This is a genomic window from Pseudomonas sp. GW821-FHT09C08 (genome assembly GCF_059418125.1).
The window spans coordinates 478937-498483 of the sequence record NZ_JBWKPG010000001.1; the positions used below are offsets into that span (position 1 = coordinate 478937).

The following is a 19547-nucleotide window of genomic DNA, read 5'->3' on the forward strand; positions in this document are numbered from 1 at the left end:
GCCATGACCCAGCCACTGTTGGAACTCAAGGGCATTACCCGCAGTTTTATCGCCGGCGAGCGTGAATTCATTGCGCTCAAGGGCATCGACCTGACCATCGAAGCCGGCGAGATGGTGGCGATCATCGGGGCCTCGGGCTCGGGCAAATCGACCCTGATGAACATCCTCGGCGGCCTCGATTACGCGACTGCCGGCAGTTACAGGATCAACGGCATCGAGACCCGCTCACTCGGCGATGAGCAACTGGCCGAACTGCGCCGCGACTACTTCGGCTTTATCTTCCAGCGCTACCATTTGCTTGCGCACCTGAGTGCCTTGCACAACGTGGAAATGCCGGCGATTTATGCCGGTACCGCGCAAACCCAGCGGCATACCCGCGCGGGGGAGCTGCTCGCACGGCTGGGCCTGGCCGGCCACACCAGCCACCGGCCCAGCCAGCTCTCCGGCGGGCAGCAGCAACGGGTGAGCATTGCCCGCGCCTTGATGAACGGCGGCGAAGTGATCCTCGCCGACGAGCCTACCGGTGCCCTCGACACCCACAGCGGCAAGGAGGTGATGCGTATCCTCGCCGAGCTGCACGCCGCCGGGCACACGGTGATTATCGTCACCCACGACCCCAAGGTGGCGGCGAATGCCCAGCGCATTGTCGAGGTCTGCGATGGCGAGATTGTCAGCGACAAGGCCAACCAGAGCAGCGGCCTGGAGCTGCCCGCGGAAGCGCCCCTCGAGCCACGGCGCAGCGGTGCGCGGCGCCTGGTGGCGAGCCTGGGGTTGTTCAAGGAAGCTTTCAACATGGCGTGGGTCGCGCTGGTGTCCCATCGCATGCGCACGTTGCTGACCATGCTCGGCATTGTCATCGGCATCACCTCGGTGGTGTCGATCTCGGCCATCGGCGAAGGCGCCAAGCGCTATGTGCTCAAGGACATCCAGGCGATCGGCAGCAACACCATCGATATCTTTTCCGGCACCAGTTTTGGCGACAGCCGCGCGTCGGCCATCGAGACGCTGATGCCGTCGGATGTGGACGCGTTGAACCAGCTGTATTACGTCGACAGCGCGACCCCGGTGGTGGGCCGCAACCTGTTGCTGCGCTTTGGCAACATCGACCTGGATGCGCAGGTCAATGGCGTCAGTGATCGCTACTTCAAGGTCAAGGGCCTGAAGCTCGAGGCCGGGATCGCCTTCAGCGAAAGCGATGCACGGCGCCAGGCCCAGGTGGTGGTCATCGACCACAACACCCGCCAGCGCCTGTTCGGGCCAACTGTCGACCCGTTGGGCCAGGTGATCCTGGTGGGCAACCTACCGTGCACGGTGATCGGCGTCACGGCCGAGAATAAAAACATGTTCGCCGCCAGCAAGGCGCTGAACGTCTGGGTGCCGTATGAAACCGCCGCGGGGCGGCTGCTGGGCCAGCGCCATCTGGACAGCATCACGGTGCGCATCAAGGACGGCCAGCCGAGCAAGGTGGTGGAGGAGAACGTCAACAAGCTCATGCTGCAACGCCACGGCACCAAGGATTTTTTCACCAACAACCTCGACAGCATCATGCAGACGGTGCAGAAAACCAGCCGCTCGCTGGCGTTGCTGCTGTCGTTGATTGCGGTGATTTCCCTGCTGGTGGGCGGAATCGGCGTGATGAATATCATGCTGGTGTCGGTCACCGAGCGCACTCGCGAAATCGGCATTCGCATGGCGGTGGGCGCGCGACAGTCGGACATTCGCCAGCAGTTCCTGGTGGAGGCGGTGATGGTGTGCCTGATCGGCGGGGTGATCGGGATCTCGCTGTCCTACGGGCTGGGCTTGCTGTTTTCGCTGTTTGTGAAGGAGTGGGAGATGGTGTTTTCGGTGGGCTCGATCGTCACCGCGTTTGCCTGTTCGACGCTGATTGGCATTGTGTTTGGCTTCGTGCCAGCAAGGAATGCGGCGCGGCTGGATCCGATCGAGGCGTTGGCGCGCGATTGAGTGCCCGAGGTGGCGGTGATCTGTGGCGGGCAGGGCAAACCTGCTCGCCACAGGGGGGGCTAAGGCGCTGTTTCATCCTTGGTGGCATACATCCACCGCAACAACGAGTGCCGCCCGCTGATCCCCAGCTTGATCGCCGCGCGTTTGAGGTAGCTCTCGATGGTGTTGACCTTCAACGCCAACTGCTCCGCCAGTTCCGGTGCCGTGCGCCCGGCCAGCAGGCCCACGCACACTTCCAGTTCACGGTTGGACAAGGTCAACCCCGACTGCACCAGCCGTTCTTCGATGCGTCGGCGCAGGGTGTCGATGCCCTGGTTCTGCGCGGGCACCGGGTCGCTGTCCTGGCGGCACGGGTGGAGCGCGGTGATGTGTTTTTCGACCATGGGCAGCAGCAGCGTGGAGAAGTCCTGTAGCATGCTGCGTTCCTGCGGCGAAAAGCTTTCGGATTGGTGCGAGCGGTACACCGAGAGCACGTAGCGCACGTCGTCCTTGTGGCGGGTGAGGTGCAATTGTGCGGCCGGTTGTTCCACGCCCAGGGTCACCACGGAGTCGGTATAGACCGGGCTGATCTGGCGACGGGTGTGGCCTTCGTGACTGACGCGCAGTTGGGTGATATGGGTGGCGTCCACTGCCAGTTGGGTGAGGATCAGGTCATGCAGCATGCGTGGGAAATGGCGACTGCCGGTGCTTGCGATGACCTTGCCTATATGTGGGAACAGGTGTGAGTTCATCAGTTCGTCCATGAGTTTCGGGTGCAGGACGTATGCTAGTACAGCCTGGCGGGGTGATGGGGATCCAATCCGCAAAAAGCCGCATTAAAACCCCTACAGCCCGCGTAAGCCCTATCTCACAGACTGCGACGCCAACACCGGCTGCCGGGGCAGGGCGCGGGTGCATTTGGCCAGGGCCTGCTGTACGTCCGCCAGCAGGTCGGCGACATCCTCCAGGCCGACCGACAAGCGCACCAGCCCTTCGCTGATGCCATGGTGCGCGCGCTGCTCGGGGGTGTAGGTGGAATGGGTCATGCTCGCCGGGTGCTGGGCCAGTGACTCGGCGTCGCCGAGGCTGACCGCGCGGGTGAACACCTTCAGCGCATTCATGAAACGCCGGCCGGTGTCGATCCCGCCCTTGAGCTCGAAGGCGATCATGCCGCCGGACATTTTCATTTGCTGCTGCGCCAGTGCGTATTGTGGGAAACAGCGCAGGCCCGGGTAGGTCACCGACTCCACGGTCGGGTGTGCCTGCAGGGCTTCGGCCAGCGCCTGGGCGTTGCTGCAATGACGGTCCATGCGCAGGGCCAGGGTCTTGAGGCCACGCATCAGCAGGGCCGCGTCCTGCGGCGACATCACCGCGCCGGTCAGGTCCTTGAGGCCTTGCAGGCGGATGCGCTGGGCCAGTGCCTGGCTGCTCACGGCGATACCGGCGGTGATATCGCCGTGGCCGCTGAGGTACTTGGTGGCCGAGTGCACGACCACGTCGGCGCCGAGGTCGAGGGGGCGTTGCAGGTAGGGCGTGCAGTAGGTGTTGTCGACCACCACGGTGATATCGCCATGTTGGTGGGCGAGGGCGGCCACGGCGGTGATATCCACCAGTTGCAGGTTGGGGTTGGCCGGGGTCTCGCAATAGATCATGCGTGTGGCCGGGCTGATTGCCGCTTGCAGGGCGGCCAGGTCAGTCAGGTCGACGTGCCGCACCTTGATGCCGAACTCGCCGATGCCGTGGTGCAGCAGGGCGAAGGTGCAGCCGTAGACGGTCTGGCCGACGATCACCTCGTCACCGGGGCGCAGCAGGGTCCAGAACGTCGCGGCAATCGCGCCCATGCCCGAGCTGAAGGCCACTGCCGCCTCGCCGTTTTCCAGGCTGGCCATGCGTGCTTCCAGGAGTGCCAGGGTCGGGTTGGAAATACGCGTATAAAAGTGCCCATTGGCTTCGCCGGCAAAACACGCGGCACCGTATTCGGCGGTGGGAAAGGCGAACGTCGCCGACAGATAAATGGGCGGGACAAGTGCGCCGTGGTGGTCCTTGGGGTCGTAGCCGTGGTGGATGGCGCGGGTGGAAAAGCCGAATGCATTGTGTTTATTGTTCATGTCGGACGCTCCTTATTTCCTACAATGCTATGCTCATAACCAAAGATGAACATTGCAAAGTTTGCTGCCAAATCCCGCGTACCGGGATGAAAACCCGATAAAAACAACAATCAGAGGCAAGATATGCCCGTGAGTCTCGATCGTACCGACAAGGCCCTTTTAAACGCGCTGCAAGGCAATGCGCGCCTCACCGTAGCCGAACTGGCCGAGCGGGTGTCCCTCACCACCTCGCCCTGCTGGCGCCGCGTGCGCAACCTCGAAGAGAGCGGCGTGATCAGTGGTTACCAGGCGATCCTGTCGCCCAAGGCGCTGGGGTATGGCGTGACGGCGTTTGTCAGCATCATGATGGACAGCCACACCCAGGAAATTGCCCGCGCGTTTGAGCAGCGGCTGCTTGAAATCCCGGAAATCGTGGCGTGTCATAACGTGTCGGGGCGGTATGACTTTTTGCTTGAAGTGGTGGCTAGGGACCTCGAGTCGTTCGGAGAGTTTGCGCGGGAGGTGTTGCAGACGCTGCCTTGTGTTAAGGAGATTTATTCGAGTTTTTCCTACAAGTCGGTGCGGGCTTTGCGGGTTATTCCGTTGCCGGGGTGACGGTCGGGTTTGCATTCTTTTATTTGGGTAACGGGTGCTATTGGTTGCGCCCTTACGGCGCGTCACTTTTGGAAAAGAGCCCCAAAAGTAACCAAAAGGGCTCTTGCCCCAACACTCGGCACCTCGCCTAGGCTCGGTGTGCCCGTAATCCGACATTGATTTGGGGGGCCGCCGCCACGCGCCATCCATGGCGCGGGGCGGCTAAACCGGCATCCCTGCCGGTTTACCCCCCAAATCAATATCGAATTCCGGCCAGCGTGTTTGATGGGGCGCCTAGATCAAGATCAAAAGCAAAAGCACGGCGGCCTGAGTGGTTAGATCAAGAGCAGAAACCTCTAGGAGCCGGCTCCCACAAGGGATCGGCGGTGTCGGCCTCGATACCGGCCTGGCGTAAACAACCACAACCCACGATGCGAAGCGAGCCGCTTTTGATCTTGATCTTGATCTAGGCGCCCCATTAAACACGCTGGCCGAACGCAGGCTTGAATCCGTGGGTAACCCGGCAGGACGCCGGGTTAGCCGCACTGGGCCAGGGATGGCCCATTGCGGCGGCCCACGGATTCAAGCCGGAGTGAGGGCACACCGAGCCTAGGCGAGGTGCCGAGTGTTGGGGCAAGAGCGTTTTGGTTACTTTTTGCGCTGTTCAAAAGTGACCCGCTGTAAGAGCGGAACCATAGGCGGCCATCCCCCAAATAACGGATATGCCCCCCCTACAAAAGAACCACCTCAGGCTCCCCCACCTGCGCACTAAGCAAATAACTCCGATACAACCCTGCATACGCCCCCTCCTGGGCAATAAGCCCCGCATGCGGCCCAAGCTCTACCACCTGCCCATGCCGGATCACCGCGATCCGGTCCGCATCGCGAATCGTCGCCAATCGATGCGCGATGATGATCGCCGTCCGCCCCTCGCACAGGCGCCGCAACGCCCGCTGAATCCGCCGCTCCGTATGAATATCCACCGCCGAAGTCGCCTCATCCAGCACCAGCACCGCCGGGTCTGCCAGGTACGCACGCACCAGGCACACCAACTGCCGCTGGCCATGACTGAGGTGCGCGCCCAGCGGCCCGACTTCGGTGTGGTACTGGTGGGGCAGGCGCTCCAGCACTTCATCGGCACCGAGCTCGCGGGCGGCGGCGATCAGCGTAGCGTCGTCAGCCTGGGGCGCGGCCAGGCGCAGGTTGTCGAGGATGCTGCCGCTGAACAGCACGTTGTCCTGCAGCACCACGCCGACGTGACGGCGCAGGGTGTGTTGCGCCAGGTCGCGCACGTCAATACCGTCGAGACGCACCGCGCCGGATTGCACGTCGTAGAAACGCGTCAGCAATTGCACCAGGGTGCTTTTGCCGTGCCCGGACGGACCGACGATCGCCAACACTTCACCGGCCGGAATGTGCAGGTCCAGGCCATTGATCACGGGCGCCTGGCCGTAACTGAAACCGACCTGGTCGAAGTGCACTTCGCCGCGAGCCCGTTCCAGCGTGTGTGGCGTGGCACGGTCGATGATCTGCGGCGTGGTGTCGAGCAGCAGGAAAATCCGCTGCGCCGAGGCCGAGCCGGTGGCGTAGCGCTCAAACAGGTCGGACAGCTCCTGCAGCGGCCCGAGGAACAAAAACACGTAGAACAGGCTTTCGGCGACCTGGCCCACACTCACTTCGCCCGCCGCCAGCCCGTAGCCGCCCACCAGCAGCAATAGCGCGATGCCTGCCGAGCTGAGCAGCGCGGTAAATGGCGCAAACCACGACGAGCGCAGGCTGCCGCGAATCAGCGCCTGGTTGAAGTCATCCAGCAGCCCGCGATAGCGCCGCAGGTTGGGGGCTTCTTGCGCGCATTGTTGCAACAGGCGCGCGCCGCTGACACTTTCCACCAGGTGCGCGGTGAAGCGGCTGCGGTTCTCCGCGACCTTGGCCCAGTTGCGCTGCGAGATGCGCTTGAAACTCCACGTGGCCAACACCAGCAGCGGCACCGTCGCCACCAGGCTGAGGAAAAACCGGGGGTCGATACGCCACAGCATCACCGACGCCAGGCCGCAGCGCAGCAGGGCGCCGAGCAGTTCCGGCGGACCCTGGATCACCAGCGGCTCCAGCGCGTCGACATCGCGGTCGACCCGCGAAATGATGCGCCCGGCGCGCGTCTGATCGAAGTAACTCACGCTCAGGCCCTGCACGTGTGCGAACACCTGCACTCGCAACGCGTTCAGCACCCGGATCGCCGCGCCGCCGGCGACGAACTGCGAGACCCCGGCCAACAGGAAGCGCGCCAGCCAACTGGCTGCCAGGCCAAGGCCGAGCCACAGCACCAGGCGCTCATCCAGCAGCCAATGGTCAGCCTGCTGGATCAGCCCGCGGTCGAGCAGCTCGCGTACAAACCAGGGGCGCAGGAACACTGTGATCACCAGCACAATTTCAATGCCGATCACCGCGGCGATCTGGCGTCGGATTGGCCGCAGCAGTGGCAGCAGTCGCTTGAACATGCTGCGATCGAGGGCCTTCTTCGCGAGCATTTCTTCGATTTCGATATCGCTCAAGGCTTTGCCTGGCAGCGGGTTAGCCATGGTCGATCCCCAGCAGGTCGCGGTAGTGCGCGTTGGTTGATTGCAGGTCGGCGTGGCGGCCCATGGCAGTGATTCTGCCGTCGGCCAGCATCAACACGCGGTCGGCCAGCAAAATGGTCGAGAGCTTGCTGGAGATCACCAGCACCGTGGTGCCACGCAGTTGCCGCAGGTTCTGCAACACCTGGCGCTCGCTGATGGCGTCGAGCGCGCTGGTGGCGTCGTCCAGGCATAGAATGTCGGGGGTGCCCAACAGCGCGCGGGCCAGGCACAGGCGTTGGCGCTGGCCACCGGACAAGGTCACGCCCCGGTCGCCCAGGGGTGTATCCAGGCCTTGGGGCAGACGCTGCACGATGTCGTCGGCGGCGGCTCTGTGCAGCGCATCGCGCAGCTGGGCGTCGGTGGCGCTGGGCGCGGTCAGGCGCAGGTTGGCGGCGAGGGTGCCGGCGAACAGGAAACTTTCCTGCGGCACCACATGCACGCGCTGGCGCAGCGGGCCGAGTTGCAACTCGCGAATGTCCTGCCAGCCGCTGGCGTCCGAGCCGAGCAATACGCGCCCGGCAGTCACGTCGCTCAGGCGCGGCAACAAGCTGGCGAGCAGGCTTTTGCCGGTACCGGTGGCGCCGACCAATGCGACGATTTCACCCGGCTGGATGCTCAACGAACACGCCTGCAAAATGTCCCGACCGCCGCCCGGTGCCGTCACGCTGACGTGCTCCAACTTGAGCCCCAGCGGCGTGGCGGGCAGGGTGGCAGTACCACTGCGGATAGCGGCGGGTGCGTCGAGCAATTGCCAGATGCGCTCGGCACTGGCGCGGGCATCGGCGAAGGTCTGCATCACCCGGCCGATCCCTTCGATGCGAAACACCAGGGTGGTGGCGATCAACAGTGAGGTCACCAGTTCGCCAATGCTCAGTTGCCCGGCGGCGACCAGGTGCGCGCCGTACACCAGGATCCACACATGCCCCAACGCAACCACGGCCTGGGGCAGTGGAATGCGCGAGCTGGAATACGCCAACGCCTGGCGCGCGAGGCCGGCGAACACCGCCACCTGGTTGGCGAAGCCCTGGATACGTCGCTGCTCCAGCGCAAATGACTTGATCACGCGCACACCGCCAATGCCTTCGCTCAGGTCCTGGTTGACGCGGTCGTAGGCGCTGCCGACCGCCCGATCCAGGCCCACCAGGCGCTCGGTCTGGCGCACGAAAATCCACAGCCCGGTGACCGTCAGCAACAACGGCACCAGCCCCAGCAGCGGGTTGTACCAGCTGAGCAGGCCGACCGTGGCGAGTACCACCAGCGGCGTTTCCACCAGTTGGCGCCAGAAAGTGATCAGCGCGTCGCGGACCTTGTCGGCGTCGCGGGTCGTGCGTGTGATCATCTCGCCCATGCCGTGCTGCCAGTGGTAGCCCAGGTGCAGGCTTTGCACCTGGGCGAGGATGCGTTCGCGCAGGCGCGTCAGCAGTTCCTGACTGATTACCAGCGAGAGCACACTGGCGATGTACTGCAGCACGCCACGGCCGAGGGCCACGGCGAGCATCAGCCCCAGCCAGTACCAGCCGAGGCCGGCCTCCAGGCTGCCATCCGCGAGGCGCACCACCGCGCGGCCGGCACTGACATCATTGACGGCATGCCCGATCAGCCATTGCTGCCAGACCAGCCCCAGGTTGATCGCCACGTACAGCGCCGCGACCAGGCTGAATCGCCAGGGCATTTCCCGGTAGATCGCCAGGCTGCGTAAAAGAGGGTGTTGTTCAATCATGAAAAGCTCGTAGACATAAGCGGGGGAATGCCGAACCTTGTCGGAGCCCGGCTTGCCGGCGATGGCGCCCTTAAAGGCACCATCGCCGGCAGGGTTTTATTTACGGGTGGCGCCCTGGGTTTCCTTGGCATTCAGGATCGCGGTGTATTCGCCTGGGTCCACGTCGTTGAGGTAGTAGTTGCCCACGTGGTGCAGGCGCCAGCGGATCGGGTCGTGGGTGGTGTGCACGCGGGCGTTGCGCCAGAAGCGGTCCAGGTTCCACTTGCTCAGCGAGGCGCTGGCGCCCAGCAGCGAGAAGATATCGCTGGAGATCTTCAGCGAGGCACTGTCGGAATGCGCGCGGGCGGTGGCGACCGACAGGATCAATTCGTCCTGCAGTTCCTTGTTCTCCGGGTCTTGCTCATGGGCATCGAACACGCGTGCGGCGTCGCGCAGCAGCGATTCGGCAGCCCGCAGCGCGACGGCGTATTCACCGATCTGCTTGATGATGTGCGGCTCTTCATTGGCGTGGTCGACGCCACTTTCCACCCACGGCCGCGCGTGGTGCTTGAGGTAGTCGACGGCGGCAGACAAGGCGCCGGCGGCGATGCCGGTGTCGATGGCCGCGTGGAGGATCTGCGGGAAGGTCAGCCCGGTGCGTTTCATCGGGCCTTTGCGGCGCGAGACGTAGTCTTCGTCCAGCACGATATTGTCGAAATTCACCGTGCCGCTGACCGAGTTTTTCTGGCCAAAGGCGGCCCAGTCATCCACCAGCGTGAGGCCCGCTGCGTTGCGGTTGAGCAGGACACCGGCGCCGCCGTCGTCCGAGGCGGCGGTGAGCGAGATCCATTCGGCGAGGTAGGAGCCGGTGGAGTAGAACTTGCTGCCATTGAGTACCAGGGCGCCGTCCTCACGGCGTTCGACGCGGGTCTTCAGGGCGAATTTGTTCTTGCCGCCGACCTCGGCCAGGGCGTTGCCGAAGCGTTTGCCAGCCAACACATCGCTGACCAGCCGATCCCGCACCGCATCCGGGTAGCCGTTGAAAATCCCGCGCAGCATCACGTTGTGGATCTGCAGCAGTTGGCCGACGCCGCCATCGGCCACCGAGATAATCCGCACGGTCTCGACGATGGTCTGCACCGAAGCCCCCAGCCCGCCAAAGGCTTTCGGCACGCCGATGGCAGTGATGCCGCTTTCGGATAACAGCTGTGCCTGGCGCCACGGCAGTTGGCCGTTCTGCTCGGGGTCGGCGGCGATGGCGGCGATCTCCACCGCGATGTCCTTGGCCGCGGCGATGGCCTCGGCTTCACTATGCAGTTGGCGTACAGGCGCCTGTTCAAACGTAGTCATGCATTCATCCTTCTGTTTGGGTTCGCTTCCCCAGGGGTTGCGGTGTTGGCAGGGGCTTGAGCAAGTTCCAAGCCAATGTGAAAAGCCCCACCGTGTGGGGGCTGCGCGGGTGGGGCTGCTGCTGGGGCAGCAGTGCTCGCAAGCGACTGCTGGCGCAGCAGCAGTGCTGTTGGCAGGTCAGCAGTCGCGTGGCCGGGTTCGTCGCGACAACCCTGTAAAACCTGGCCCGCGTCGATTGGCACGGCCTCTGCAATACCTCCTCCACTGACTTGCCCAATTCGATGGAGCTGCCCATGACCCTTTCCGCTGTCCTGCCCACGCCTGAGCTTGAGCAGATCTGGTTTACCCGCTGCCCGGTGCCGACCGCCTCCGGCATCGCCTACAAGCTGGGGTGGTTGACCGAAGAGTTCGCGCCGGATGGTTTGCCGGTGTCGACGTTGCAGGAGGCTCGCCAGCTGGGCCGTCACCATTACGATCACGACCTGCCTGGGCTGTTTCGCGAAGGCGGTAACGTGCCGGCCCTGGCGGCACGCGCTGCCGGCGCACCGAGCCGCCTGATCGGCCTGACCTGGATCGAGGAATGGCAGACCATCCTGGTTCGCCCGGACTCCGGCATCAGCCGCCCCGAGCATCTCAAAGGCAAGCGCCTGGCCCTGCCGGCCTGGGGCGACAGCCGCCCTGGCAGCATTGCACGCGCCATGAGCCTGCACGGCTACAAGGGCGCATTGAGCCTGGCCGGCCTCGGCTTTGACGATGTCGAACTGGTGGAAGTGGCCTTGCAGGACCAGGAGCAGGCGCCGGATCCACAACAAGGCTTGCAACGCTTGTGGTCGGGCCTGGATTACCTGGTGCGTGGCGAGGTGGATGCGGTGTACGTCAAGGGCGCCTCGGCGGCCGACGCCGCACGGCGCCTGGGGCTGGTGGTGGGGATCGACCTGGACCTGATCGCCGAGCCGCGCTATCGCATCAACAACGGCACGCCACGGCCAATCACCGTGCACCAGAGCCTGCTCGACAACCACTTTGACCTGGTGGTGCGCTTCCTGGCGCAGACCCTCAGTGCGGCGGATTGGGCGGCGAACAACCGCGATGGCCTGAACGCGATTCTCGAAGAAGAAACCCGCGCCGGCAGTGCCGGTGTGGCCGAGGCTTATCGCGGTGATTTCCATACCACCCTGGCCCCGGATTTGTCGGCCCAGCGCCTGGATTTCCTCGGTGTCCAAAAAGATTTCCTGTACCTGCACGGCTTCCTGGAGCGCGATTTCTCGATCGCCGACTGGGTCGATCCGCGCCCCCTGCAAGCTGCCCATGAACTGTTGGCCAAGCGCCGCGCCTGAACCTGGAGAATGCCCCATGACTGCCATTGCTCACGCTCAACCCCTCGATCAAGCACTGCAGGCCTTTGTCGACAAGGTGCTGCTGGAGGCCGAAGAGGCTTTCACCGTATTCCGTGAAACCAACACCATCACCGCCAACGGCACCGTCGGTTTCATCGAGCGCGTACCCGGCCAGGAGCTGCTGGTGTCGGTGAACTACGGCGGCCCGTGGAACTACCGCAAGCCGCTGCAAGCCACGGTCACCGACTTTGCCGGCAACGTGATTCTCGGCAAAGGCAAAGGTGGCCTGGGCCGCTACACCAAGCTGTTCCAGCAGCACCCGGACGTGACCACCGTGTCCCACGTGCATTCGCCGTACCTCGGCGCCTGGGCACAGACCCACCGCACCTTGCCATTCCACTACGTGCCGGTGCAGCGCTACCAGCTGGCGCGGGAACTGCCGGTGTACATCGACCGTCGCCAGCAGGAAGTCGACTTCATCCTCGACAAGATCGCTGAAAACCCGTTCAACCTGGCCATCCTCGAGGCCAACGGCGGCTCCACCGTGTGGGGCAAGCAAGGGCTGCGGGCTACCGCCGAATTCATCCTGTTGCTGGAGGAGGGCGCCCAGCTGCAATTGCTCGCCGACGCCCTGGGTGGCTCGCGTCCCTACGGGCCGGGCGTGTTGACCCAGCAGTGGAAAATGAGCGGCCTGTTCGAACACGCCACCGCACTGGGCCTGGTCCCGGCCATCGACCGCAAAAACTGAACACACCCTCATCACGGTGATTGAAACCACCACGCCCCCTGCAGGCGCCGCAAGCCGGCGCCTGCAAGGGGCGGTTCCATTCAAGGATGTCTGTCATGGCTGTAAAGATTCTCTGGTACCTCACCACGCCCGATGGGCCTTATCCGTGGGAGCCTGAAGGGCGCTGGAAAACCGACTTCCAACACCTCAAGCAATTGGCTGTCGCCAGTGATCGCCTCGGCTATTACGGCTCGCTGCTGGGCTCCAGCCCGAATGAAAGCCTGGCAGTGGCCGCGTCGTTGATCGACGCCACCGAGCGCCTGCGTTTCCTCGTGGCGCAACACCCGGGCGAGCTGTCGCCGGCGGTGTTGGCCAAATGGGCATTGACCTTCGACCAGTTCTCCAATGGCCGCCTGCTGTTCAACGTGGTCAACGGCAATGACGCCGGCCTGGCCACGTTGGGCGTGCATTACGCGCATGACGAGCGTTACGCCTTCAGCCTTGAATACTGGCGCGCGTTCCAGGGCTTCTACGCCGGTGATACGCGTGGCTATGACGGTGAGTACGTCAAGCTCGCCCCGCGTGCGCCGGGCGCCGCCAGCCATCCACTGGGCGGTTGGCACCCGCCGTACCAGAAGCCGGGTATCCCGTTGTGGGGCGCCGGCACGTCGGGGCCGGGGGTCGAACATTCGGTGCAACTGCTCGATGTGTACCTGAGCTTCGCCAACACGCCGCCGAAACTCGGCGACAAGTTCCGCAAGGTCGCCGCCGAGGCGGCGAAGATCGGCCGCGAACTGACCTTTGGCACGCGCCTGCAAATCATCGTGCGCGAGACCGAGGAAGAAGCCTGGGCCCACGCGGAAAAACTGCTGCAGCGCACCTCGCTGCAGACCGCACGCAATGCGCTTGAGCGCCAGTTGCCGGCGGGGGTGAGCCTGGAGAATTTTCACAGCGACGACCCGCAAACCCAGCGCAATGTCGAGACGGTGCGTGCCGGGCGCCTGCCCACTGCGCGTGAGCTGGAAATCTACCCCAACGTGTGGCTCGGCCCCAGCCTGTTCGGCTTCAACATCCTCGGCCCGGCTGCCGGCACGTATCTGGTGGGCAGTGCCGAGCAGGTCGCCGAGCGCATCCGCGAGTACGAGGCGCAAGGCACCTCGGCATTCATCCTCTCGGGCTTCCCGTTGATCGACGAAGCCCATCGGGTCGCCGATTTGCTGTTCCCGTTGCTGGACCTGGACCACGGCTTTGAAGTGCCGCGCCTGGGCGTCACCCACAAGGCTGTACAGCGCGAAGAGGCTTGAGTGATGAGTGACGGATTTTCCCGCCGGGTGTTTCTCGGCAACAGCCTGGTGGTCGGCGGCGGCCTGCTGCTGGGCGGCTGTGACAGCGGTGCGGCGAGCCAGGGCGCGGCGGTCCTGACGGGTAAGCCGGTGAGTGGCGGGCGCCTGCGCATCGGCATTATCGACGGCGACCAGTCGGGCAACCTGGATGCGCATAAACCGGTGGGCGGCGGGATCATCCGTGGCTGGGCGCTGTACAGCAAGTTCTGGGAATGGAACACCGATGTCAGCACGCGCCTGGCCCTGGCCGAGTTCGCCGAGCCGAATGCCGACGCCAGCGCCTGGACCATCCGCATCAAGCCCGGCCTGGAGTTTCACCATGGCAAGACCATCGGTGCCGACGACATGCTGTTTTCGCTGTTGCGCCTGACCGACCCCAAACTGGCTTCACCGTTTGCCGGGTTGGTCGGGGCGATCGATCGCAACGCGCTGCGCAAGCTGGATGAGCGCACCATCGAAATTCGTTTCAAGCAGGGCCAGAGCTTCTTCCCTCTGGATGAAACCCTGATCAGCTTTGGCGGCATCGTGTCGACCGACTATGACCCGATCACCAACCCGGTGGGCGCCGGCCCATACAAGCTCAAGCGCTTCGTGCCCGGCCAGCGCTCGCTGTACACGCGGTTCGAGAACTACTACAAACCCGGCCAGCCGTATGCCGACGAGCTGGAAATCATCGAGTTCAAGGACCAGGTCTCGCGCGTGGCCGCATTGCGCGCCGGGCAGATCGACGTGGCCAGCGGCGTGCAGGCCGAGCACAGCGCGTTGCTCAAGGCCGATTCGCGCCTGTCGCTGTGCGTCTCACCGACGACGTCATTCACCGGTTTCAACCTGAACCTGGCCAAGCCGCCGTTCGACGATGTGCGCGTACGCCAGGCGTTTCGTCTGCTCGCCGACCGCCAGGAGTTGGTGGACCGTGGTCTCAATGGCTTCGGGCGCATCGCCAACGACCTGTATTCGCCCCATGACCCCACCTACAACCATGCAATTGCCCAGCGCCCGTATGACCTGGAGCAGGCGCGCTCGCTGTTGCGCCAGGCCGGGCAGACTGACCTGCGCGTCGAGCTGACCACCACGCCAGGCCCTGGAGTGAATGCTGCGCTGGTGTTCGCCCAGCAAGCGAAAAAGGCCGGTGTGGAGGTGCGTGTCACCCAGGTTGACGGCGCGGTGTTCAATGGCCCGCAGCGCGAGCAATGGCAGGTATCGCCGGGCTCGACCCCGGCGCGCGGTTTTCTGGCCTCGGCCCTGCACAACGACGCGCCGCTGGCGATCTACAACCGCAGCAATTTCCATGACCCACAGTTCGACAGCTTGTACCGCCAGGCCCTGGCCCAGCCCGATCTGGCATTGCGTACCGGCCTGGTGCACGAAGCCCAGCAGATCCAGCACGAACGTGGCGGCCTGCTGATCTGGGGCTTCAGTGATGTGCTCGACGCGGCGTCCGTGAAGGTCGGCGGCCTGAACCCCGAGCAGACCACCTTTGCCTCCTGGCGTTTTGACGAGTTGTGGTTGAACCATGTCTGAGTCGCACTGCAAAACCCCGCGTACGCCGGCCTGGCTGTCGTGGTTCGTCGGGCGCCTGGGCTACGGTTTGCTGACCGGCTGGGTGATCAGCCTGGTGGTGTTTATCGCCACCCAGGCGCTGCCATCGGACCCGGCGCGGGTGATCCTCGGCCCGGATGCGCCGCTGGAAAGTATCCTCACCCTGCAGCACCAACTGGGCCTCGACCAGCCGATCCTGTGGCAATACCTGCGCTGGCTGGGCGCGGCCTTGAGTGGTGATCTTGGCGTGTCGCTGGATTCCAACGCGCCGGTCAGCCACCTCCTGTGGGGCCGTTTCGGCTACACCCTGGCGCTGCTGGCCGGGGTGATCGCACTGGTGGTGCCGGCGGCGCTCGCGTTGGGCGTGGCGCTGGCGTTGCGCCGCGACAGCCACCTGGATCGCTGGAGCTTGTCGTTGCTGATCTTTCTCAAGGCCACGCCGGGGTTCCTCTTGGCGATTGGCCTGGTGTTGCTGTTTTCCATGCCGCACATGGACTTTCTGCCGGCGGTGTCGATTCTCGACCCGGACCAGTCGCTGCTGCGCCAGCTCAAGTTCCTGATCCTGCCCGTCGTGGCCCTGAGCCTGACCGCGTTGCCCTATCTCACACGCATGGTGCGTGCGGCGATGATCGAGGCGCTGGAGTCCGACTACGTGATCGCGGCGCGGCTGCGCGGCATTCCCTACCGACGCATCGTGTGGTGCCACACGTTGCCCAACGCGCTGGTGCCGGCGATCCAGGGCGTGGCGCTGACCTTGCGAACACTGATCGGTGGCGCGGTGCTGGCCGAGGTGATCTTCAGTTACCCCGGCATCGGCACCGCACTCAACGCGGCCATCCAGATGCGCGACCTGCCGATGATCCAGGCGATTGTGCTGGTGATCACCCTGGCGGTGGTGCTGATCAACCTGCTGGCCGACCTGCTGACCGTATTGCTCACGCCCAAGCTGCGCACGGCGCGGCGCGTGAGGATGATCCAACGCAACCGCCGGGGTATCACCCCGTGGTGGCGCCGCTCCCGAGGTGAGGCATGAACGAGCCGCAAATTCGCAAAGGTGCACTGATCACCGCGCTGGTGATCGCGATTGCCGTGCTGGGCCCGTGGCTGGCGCCCCATGGCACCACCGACATGGTCGGCCCGGTGTACGGCGCGCCGATGGGCAGCGCATGGCTGGGCTATGACTTCCTTGGGCACGACGTGCTGTCGCGCCTGCTCAGCGGCGGTCTGTCGGTGCTGTGGATGTCGGCGGCGGCGGCGAGTATCGCGCTGGCGGTGGGCAGTACGCTAGGGTTGTTGGCCGGGCTCTCGCGGCGACGTTTGGACCAGCTGATCACGTGGTCGGCGGATGTATCCCTGGCGTTTCCCGACCTGATCCTGGTGCTGCTGATCGTGTCGATGCTGGGTCGCGCGCCGTGGCTGATTGTCTTGACCGTGTCCATCGCGTTCATCCCCGGCGTCATCCGCCTGGCGCGGGCCAGTGCGGTGGCGGTGGCGGGGCAGGAGTTTGTCGAGGCGGCGCAGATGATGGGGTATTCGCGGCGGCGCATTCTGTTCAAGGAGATCCTGCCGAACATCCTCACGCCGCTGCTGGTGCACTTCGGCAACATGCTGACCTGGGGCGTGGGCATGCTCTCGGGCTTGAGTTTTCTCGGCTACGGGGTCGCGCCGCCCACGGCGGACTGGGGCTTGATGATCAATGAAAACCAGGCAGGCCTGCTGGTACAGCCCTGGGCGGTGTTGGCCCCGGCGGTACTGATCGGGGTGTTTGCCTACGGTACCAATATCCTCGCCGAAGGCATCGGCCGGCGCAGCGCACGGATGGGAGAGAAACAGGCATGAATGCGATCACCGAAATAGACACGGCGGTGTTGCAGGTGCACGACCTGCGGGTGGAATTGTCGGCGCAGGTGGATGTGGTGTCGGGCATTTCGTTCAGCCTGAACGCGGGCGAAATCCTCGGGCTGGTGGGGGAGTCGGGGTCGGGCAAGACCACCCTCGCCACCGCTTTGCTCGCCCACGCCCGACGCGGTGCGCGCATCGTCGCGGGCCAGGTGCAGGTCGACGGCCAGGCGTTGTTGAGCCTGGAGGGCGAGGCCTTGCGCCGGGCGCGTGGCAGCCTGATCGGTTACGTCGCCCAAGACCCTGCCACGGCGCTGAACCCGGCCCTGCGCATTGGCAACCTGTTGCGCGAGACGTTGGCGGTGCATCCGCTGCAACTGGACCGCGCTGCCCAGCAGCAACGCATCAGCGAGACCTTGCGCGATGTCGGCCTGCCGGACGATCCCGAGTTTCTGCGACGCTTTCCTCATCAATTGTCCGGTGGCCAGCAGCAGCGCGTGATGCTGGCGCTGGCCTTTGTGCTGCGCCCGCGCCTGATCGTGCTGGATGAGCCGACCACCGCGCTGGATGTCAGCACCCAGGCGCATATCCTCGCGACCTTGCGCCGCTTGTGCAAAAGCCAGGGGGTGGCGGCAGTGTATGTGTCCCATGACTTGGCGGTGATCAAGGACCTGGTGGACCGGGTGATGGTGATGTACGCCGGGCGCATCGTCGAGACGGCCACGCGCGAGGTGCTGTTTCGCCGGCCATCGCACCCGTATACCCGCGGCTTGCTGGCGGCGATCCCGGATGTGGCCGGTCGGCGCGAACTGCAAGCCATTGCCGGGCAGGCCCCGGCGCCGGGGCAACGGCCGCAGGGGTGCAGCTTCGGGCCACGTTGTGACCGGTTTACTTCGGCCTGCGCGGTGGCCGAGCCGCGGCTCCAGGTGCTGCCAGCCGGGCACGCGGTGGCGTGCCTGAATGCGCATGACCAGCCGTTGCAGGTGCGTGAGTTGACCCCGATTGCGGCGCTCACGGCGCAGACGCAGGCGCCGTTGTTGTCGATCAGCGGCTTGAACGTCGCCTATGACCGGCAGGTGTTGTTCGACATCACGTTGCAGGTGCAGCCGGGTGAATGCCTGGCGCTGGTGGGGGAATCCGGTTCCGGCAAGACCAGCCTGGCGCGGGCCGTCGCCGGGCTTGGCGAGAATGCCGAAGGGCAGCTGAGCTACGCCGGCCGGCCTTTGCCGCTACAGGCGCGCCAGCGCGACGCGGGCTTGCGCCACCAGATCCAATACATTTTCCAGAACCCGTACCGTGCGCTGAATCCACGGCAAACCGTGTACCAGACCTTGAGTGCGCCGCTGGAGCACTTCTTCGCGATCAAAGGCGCGGCGGCGCGCCAGCGGGTCGAGGCGGTGCTCCAGCGCGTGTCGCTGTCGGCGTCGGTGGCCGACCTGTACCCTCACAGCCTGTCGGGCGGCGAACGCCAGCGCGTGGCCATCGCCCGAGCCCTGTTGTGCGAACCGCGGCTGCTGATCTGCGACGAAATCACCTCGGCGCTGGACGTGTCGGTGCAAGCCTCGATCCTCGACCTGCTGCGCCAGTTGCAGCGCGAAGGCTTGACGTTGCTGTTCGTGACCCACGACCTGGGCGTAGTCCGCGCAATCGCCGACCGGGTGCTGGTCTTGAAAGTCGGCAGAGTGGTGGAGCAGGGCGTAGTCGACAGCGTCCTGGACCAGCCGCAGGCGGCATATACCCGCACGTTGCTGGAGCATTCGCCGACGCTGGGGTGACCCGACTTCGGTCTATGCATGGGGCGCTGGATCAGTGCTGAATCCCCCCCCCACACACAGCACACCTCCCTGTGGGAGCCGTCGAGCCCCAGCGAGGCCGCGAAGGCGGTGTGTCAGTTGATGCATCAGGTGCCTGACACACCGCTTTCGCAGGCAAGCCAGCTCCCACAGTTGGGTTGTGTCGTGGCTGAAATTCCAACCCCATAGCGCAACCCGGTGCTTGCTCAAATCCCAGCCACAGAGCGAAACCCGTGGTGGCTCCAATCCCAGCCACATAGCGGATCCTGTGGTGGCTCCAATCCTAGCCACACAGCACCCCCCCTGTGGGAACCGTCGAGCCCCAGCGAGGCCGCGAAGGCGGTATGTCAGTTGATGCATCAGGTGCCTGACACACCGCTTTCGCAGGCAAGCCAGCTCCCACAGTTGGGCGGTGTCGTGGCTAAAATTCCAACCCCATAGCGAAACCCGGCACTTGCTCCAATCCCAGACACAGAGCGAATCCCGTGGTGGCTCCAATTCCAGCCACATAGCGGATCCCGTGGTGGCTCCAATCCCAGCCACACAGCCACCTCCCTGTGGGAGCCGTCGAGCTTTAGCGAGGCCGCGAAGGCGGTATGTCAGTTGATGCATCAGGTGCCTGACACACCGCTTTCGCAGGCAAGCCAGCTCCTACAGTTGGGCGGTGTCGTGGCTGAAATTTC

At 64.6% G+C, this 19547-nt stretch carries 14 protein-coding genes; 9 read left to right on the forward strand and 5 right to left on the reverse strand.

Features of this window, described 5'->3' with window-relative positions; translation table 11 throughout:
- Positions 1-3 precede the first annotated feature (3 nt).
- Positions 4-1962: a MacB family efflux pump subunit gene (locus tag AC07OJ_RS01850; RefSeq protein ID WP_495093776.1), complete on the forward strand. Its 1959-nt coding sequence runs from the start codon at positions 4-6 to the stop codon at positions 1960-1962.
- A gap of 59 nt (positions 1963-2021) precedes the next feature.
- Here the strand turns inward: AC07OJ_RS01850 and AC07OJ_RS01855 are convergent, their stop codons facing one another.
- Entirely contained in the window at positions 2022-2693 is a 672-nt protein-coding gene (locus AC07OJ_RS01855; RefSeq protein ID WP_205571666.1) for a helix-turn-helix transcriptional regulator, read from the reverse strand.
- A gap of 111 nt (positions 2694-2804) precedes the next feature.
- Positions 2805-4049 (reverse strand): methionine gamma-lyase, encoded by a 1245-nt coding sequence (locus tag AC07OJ_RS01860; RefSeq protein ID WP_495093777.1) that lies wholly within the window; start codon positions 4047-4049, stop codon positions 2805-2807.
- Positions 4050-4172: 123 nt separating this feature from the next.
- On the opposite strand from AC07OJ_RS01860, the gene AC07OJ_RS01865 reads away from it, so the two are divergent.
- Positions 4173-4643 carry an Lrp/AsnC family transcriptional regulator gene (locus AC07OJ_RS01865; protein ID WP_065910374.1) on the forward strand — a complete coding sequence of 157 codons (471 nt, stop codon included), beginning with the start codon at positions 4173-4175 and terminating at the stop codon, positions 4641-4643.
- A 710-nt stretch (positions 4644-5353) separates the two neighbouring features.
- On the opposite strand, the gene AC07OJ_RS01870 is transcribed toward AC07OJ_RS01865, so the two are convergent.
- The 3 genes from AC07OJ_RS01870 to AC07OJ_RS01880 all read right to left on the reverse strand — a co-directional run bounded on the left by AC07OJ_RS01870 (position 5354) and on the right by AC07OJ_RS01880 (position 10286).
- Positions 5354-7198 (reverse strand): ABC transporter ATP-binding protein, encoded by a 1845-nt coding sequence (locus tag AC07OJ_RS01870; protein ID WP_495093778.1) that lies wholly within the window; start codon positions 7196-7198, stop codon positions 5354-5356.
- Positions 7191-8957, reverse strand: coding sequence for an ABC transporter ATP-binding protein (locus tag AC07OJ_RS01875; protein ID WP_495093779.1), 1767 nt, complete (start codon positions 8955-8957; stop codon positions 7191-7193). The genes AC07OJ_RS01870 and AC07OJ_RS01875 overlap by 8 nt, the downstream gene beginning before the upstream one ends.
- Before the next feature lie 96 nt (positions 8958-9053).
- Positions 9054-10286, reverse strand: a complete 1233-nt coding sequence (locus tag AC07OJ_RS01880) for an acyl-CoA dehydrogenase family protein (protein ID WP_495093780.1) — start codon at positions 10284-10286, stop codon at positions 9054-9056.
- A gap of 293 nt (positions 10287-10579) precedes the next feature.
- On the opposite strand from AC07OJ_RS01880, the gene AC07OJ_RS01885 reads away from it, so the two are divergent.
- The 7 genes from AC07OJ_RS01885 to AC07OJ_RS01915 all read left to right on the forward strand — a co-directional run bounded on the left by AC07OJ_RS01885 (position 10580) and on the right by AC07OJ_RS01915 (position 18846).
- Complete coding sequence (locus tag AC07OJ_RS01885) at positions 10580-11623, forward strand: ABC transporter substrate-binding protein (protein WP_106804067.1); 1044 nt, start codon at positions 10580-10582, stop codon at positions 11621-11623.
- Between the two features lie 16 nt (positions 11624-11639).
- On the forward strand, positions 11640-12371 hold the full coding sequence (locus tag AC07OJ_RS01890; protein ID WP_065901227.1) for a class II aldolase/adducin family protein: 732 nt from the start codon (positions 11640-11642) through the stop codon (positions 12369-12371).
- A 95-nt stretch (positions 12372-12466) separates the two neighbouring features.
- Positions 12467-13654 carry an LLM class flavin-dependent oxidoreductase gene (locus tag AC07OJ_RS01895; RefSeq protein WP_495093781.1) on the forward strand — a complete coding sequence of 396 codons (1188 nt, stop codon included), beginning with the start codon at positions 12467-12469 and terminating at the stop codon, positions 13652-13654.
- Between the two features lie 3 nt (positions 13655-13657).
- Complete coding sequence (locus AC07OJ_RS01900) at positions 13658-15214, forward strand: ABC transporter substrate-binding protein (protein ID WP_495093782.1); 1557 nt, start codon at positions 13658-13660, stop codon at positions 15212-15214.
- Entirely contained in the window at positions 15207-16265 is a 1059-nt protein-coding gene (locus AC07OJ_RS01905) for an ABC transporter permease (protein ID WP_495093783.1), read from the forward strand. Before AC07OJ_RS01900 ends, AC07OJ_RS01905 begins: the two co-directional genes overlap by 8 nt.
- A complete protein-coding gene (locus AC07OJ_RS01910) occupies positions 16262-17071 on the forward strand; it encodes an ABC transporter permease (protein ID WP_495093784.1) in 810 nt (269 codons plus the stop codon). Before AC07OJ_RS01905 ends, AC07OJ_RS01910 begins: the two co-directional genes overlap by 4 nt.
- A complete protein-coding gene (locus AC07OJ_RS01915; RefSeq protein ID WP_495093785.1) occupies positions 17068-18846 on the forward strand; it encodes a dipeptide ABC transporter ATP-binding protein in 1779 nt (592 codons plus the stop codon). The genes AC07OJ_RS01910 and AC07OJ_RS01915 overlap by 4 nt, the downstream gene beginning before the upstream one ends.
- Positions 18847-19547 lie beyond the last annotated feature (701 nt).

Coding starts and splice junctions, on each gene's coding strand:
- AC07OJ_RS01910 (WP_495093784.1), top strand. CDS start 16,262: ATGAACGAGCCGCAAATTCGCAAAGGTGCACTGATCACCGCGCTGGTG.
- AC07OJ_RS01870 (WP_495093778.1), bottom strand. CDS start 7,198: ATGGCTAACCCGCTGCCAGGCAAAGCCTTGAGCGATATCGAAATCGAA.
- AC07OJ_RS01855 (WP_205571666.1), bottom strand. CDS start 2,693: ATGAACTCACACCTGTTCCCACATATAGGCAAGGTCATCGCAAGCACC.
- AC07OJ_RS01860 (WP_495093777.1), bottom strand. CDS start 4,049: ATGAACAATAAACACAATGCATTCGGCTTTTCCACCCGCGCCATCCAC.
- AC07OJ_RS01895 (WP_495093781.1), top strand. CDS start 12,467: ATGGCTGTAAAGATTCTCTGGTACCTCACCACGCCCGATGGGCCTTAT.
- AC07OJ_RS01915 (WP_495093785.1), top strand. CDS start 17,068: ATGAATGCGATCACCGAAATAGACACGGCGGTGTTGCAGGTGCACGAC.
- AC07OJ_RS01885 (WP_106804067.1), top strand. CDS start 10,580: ATGACCCTTTCCGCTGTCCTGCCCACGCCTGAGCTTGAGCAGATCTGG.
- AC07OJ_RS01900 (WP_495093782.1), top strand. CDS start 13,658: ATGAGTGACGGATTTTCCCGCCGGGTGTTTCTCGGCAACAGCCTGGTG.
- AC07OJ_RS01890 (WP_065901227.1), top strand. CDS start 11,640: ATGACTGCCATTGCTCACGCTCAACCCCTCGATCAAGCACTGCAGGCC.
- AC07OJ_RS01865 (WP_065910374.1), top strand. CDS start 4,173: ATGCCCGTGAGTCTCGATCGTACCGACAAGGCCCTTTTAAACGCGCTG.
- AC07OJ_RS01850 (WP_495093776.1), top strand. CDS start 4: ATGACCCAGCCACTGTTGGAACTCAAGGGCATTACCCGCAGTTTTATC.
- AC07OJ_RS01880 (WP_495093780.1), bottom strand. CDS start 10,286: ATGACTACGTTTGAACAGGCGCCTGTACGCCAACTGCATAGTGAAGCC.
- AC07OJ_RS01905 (WP_495093783.1), top strand. CDS start 15,207: ATGTCTGAGTCGCACTGCAAAACCCCGCGTACGCCGGCCTGGCTGTCG.
- AC07OJ_RS01875 (WP_495093779.1), bottom strand. CDS start 8,957: ATGATTGAACAACACCCTCTTTTACGCAGCCTGGCGATCTACCGGGAA.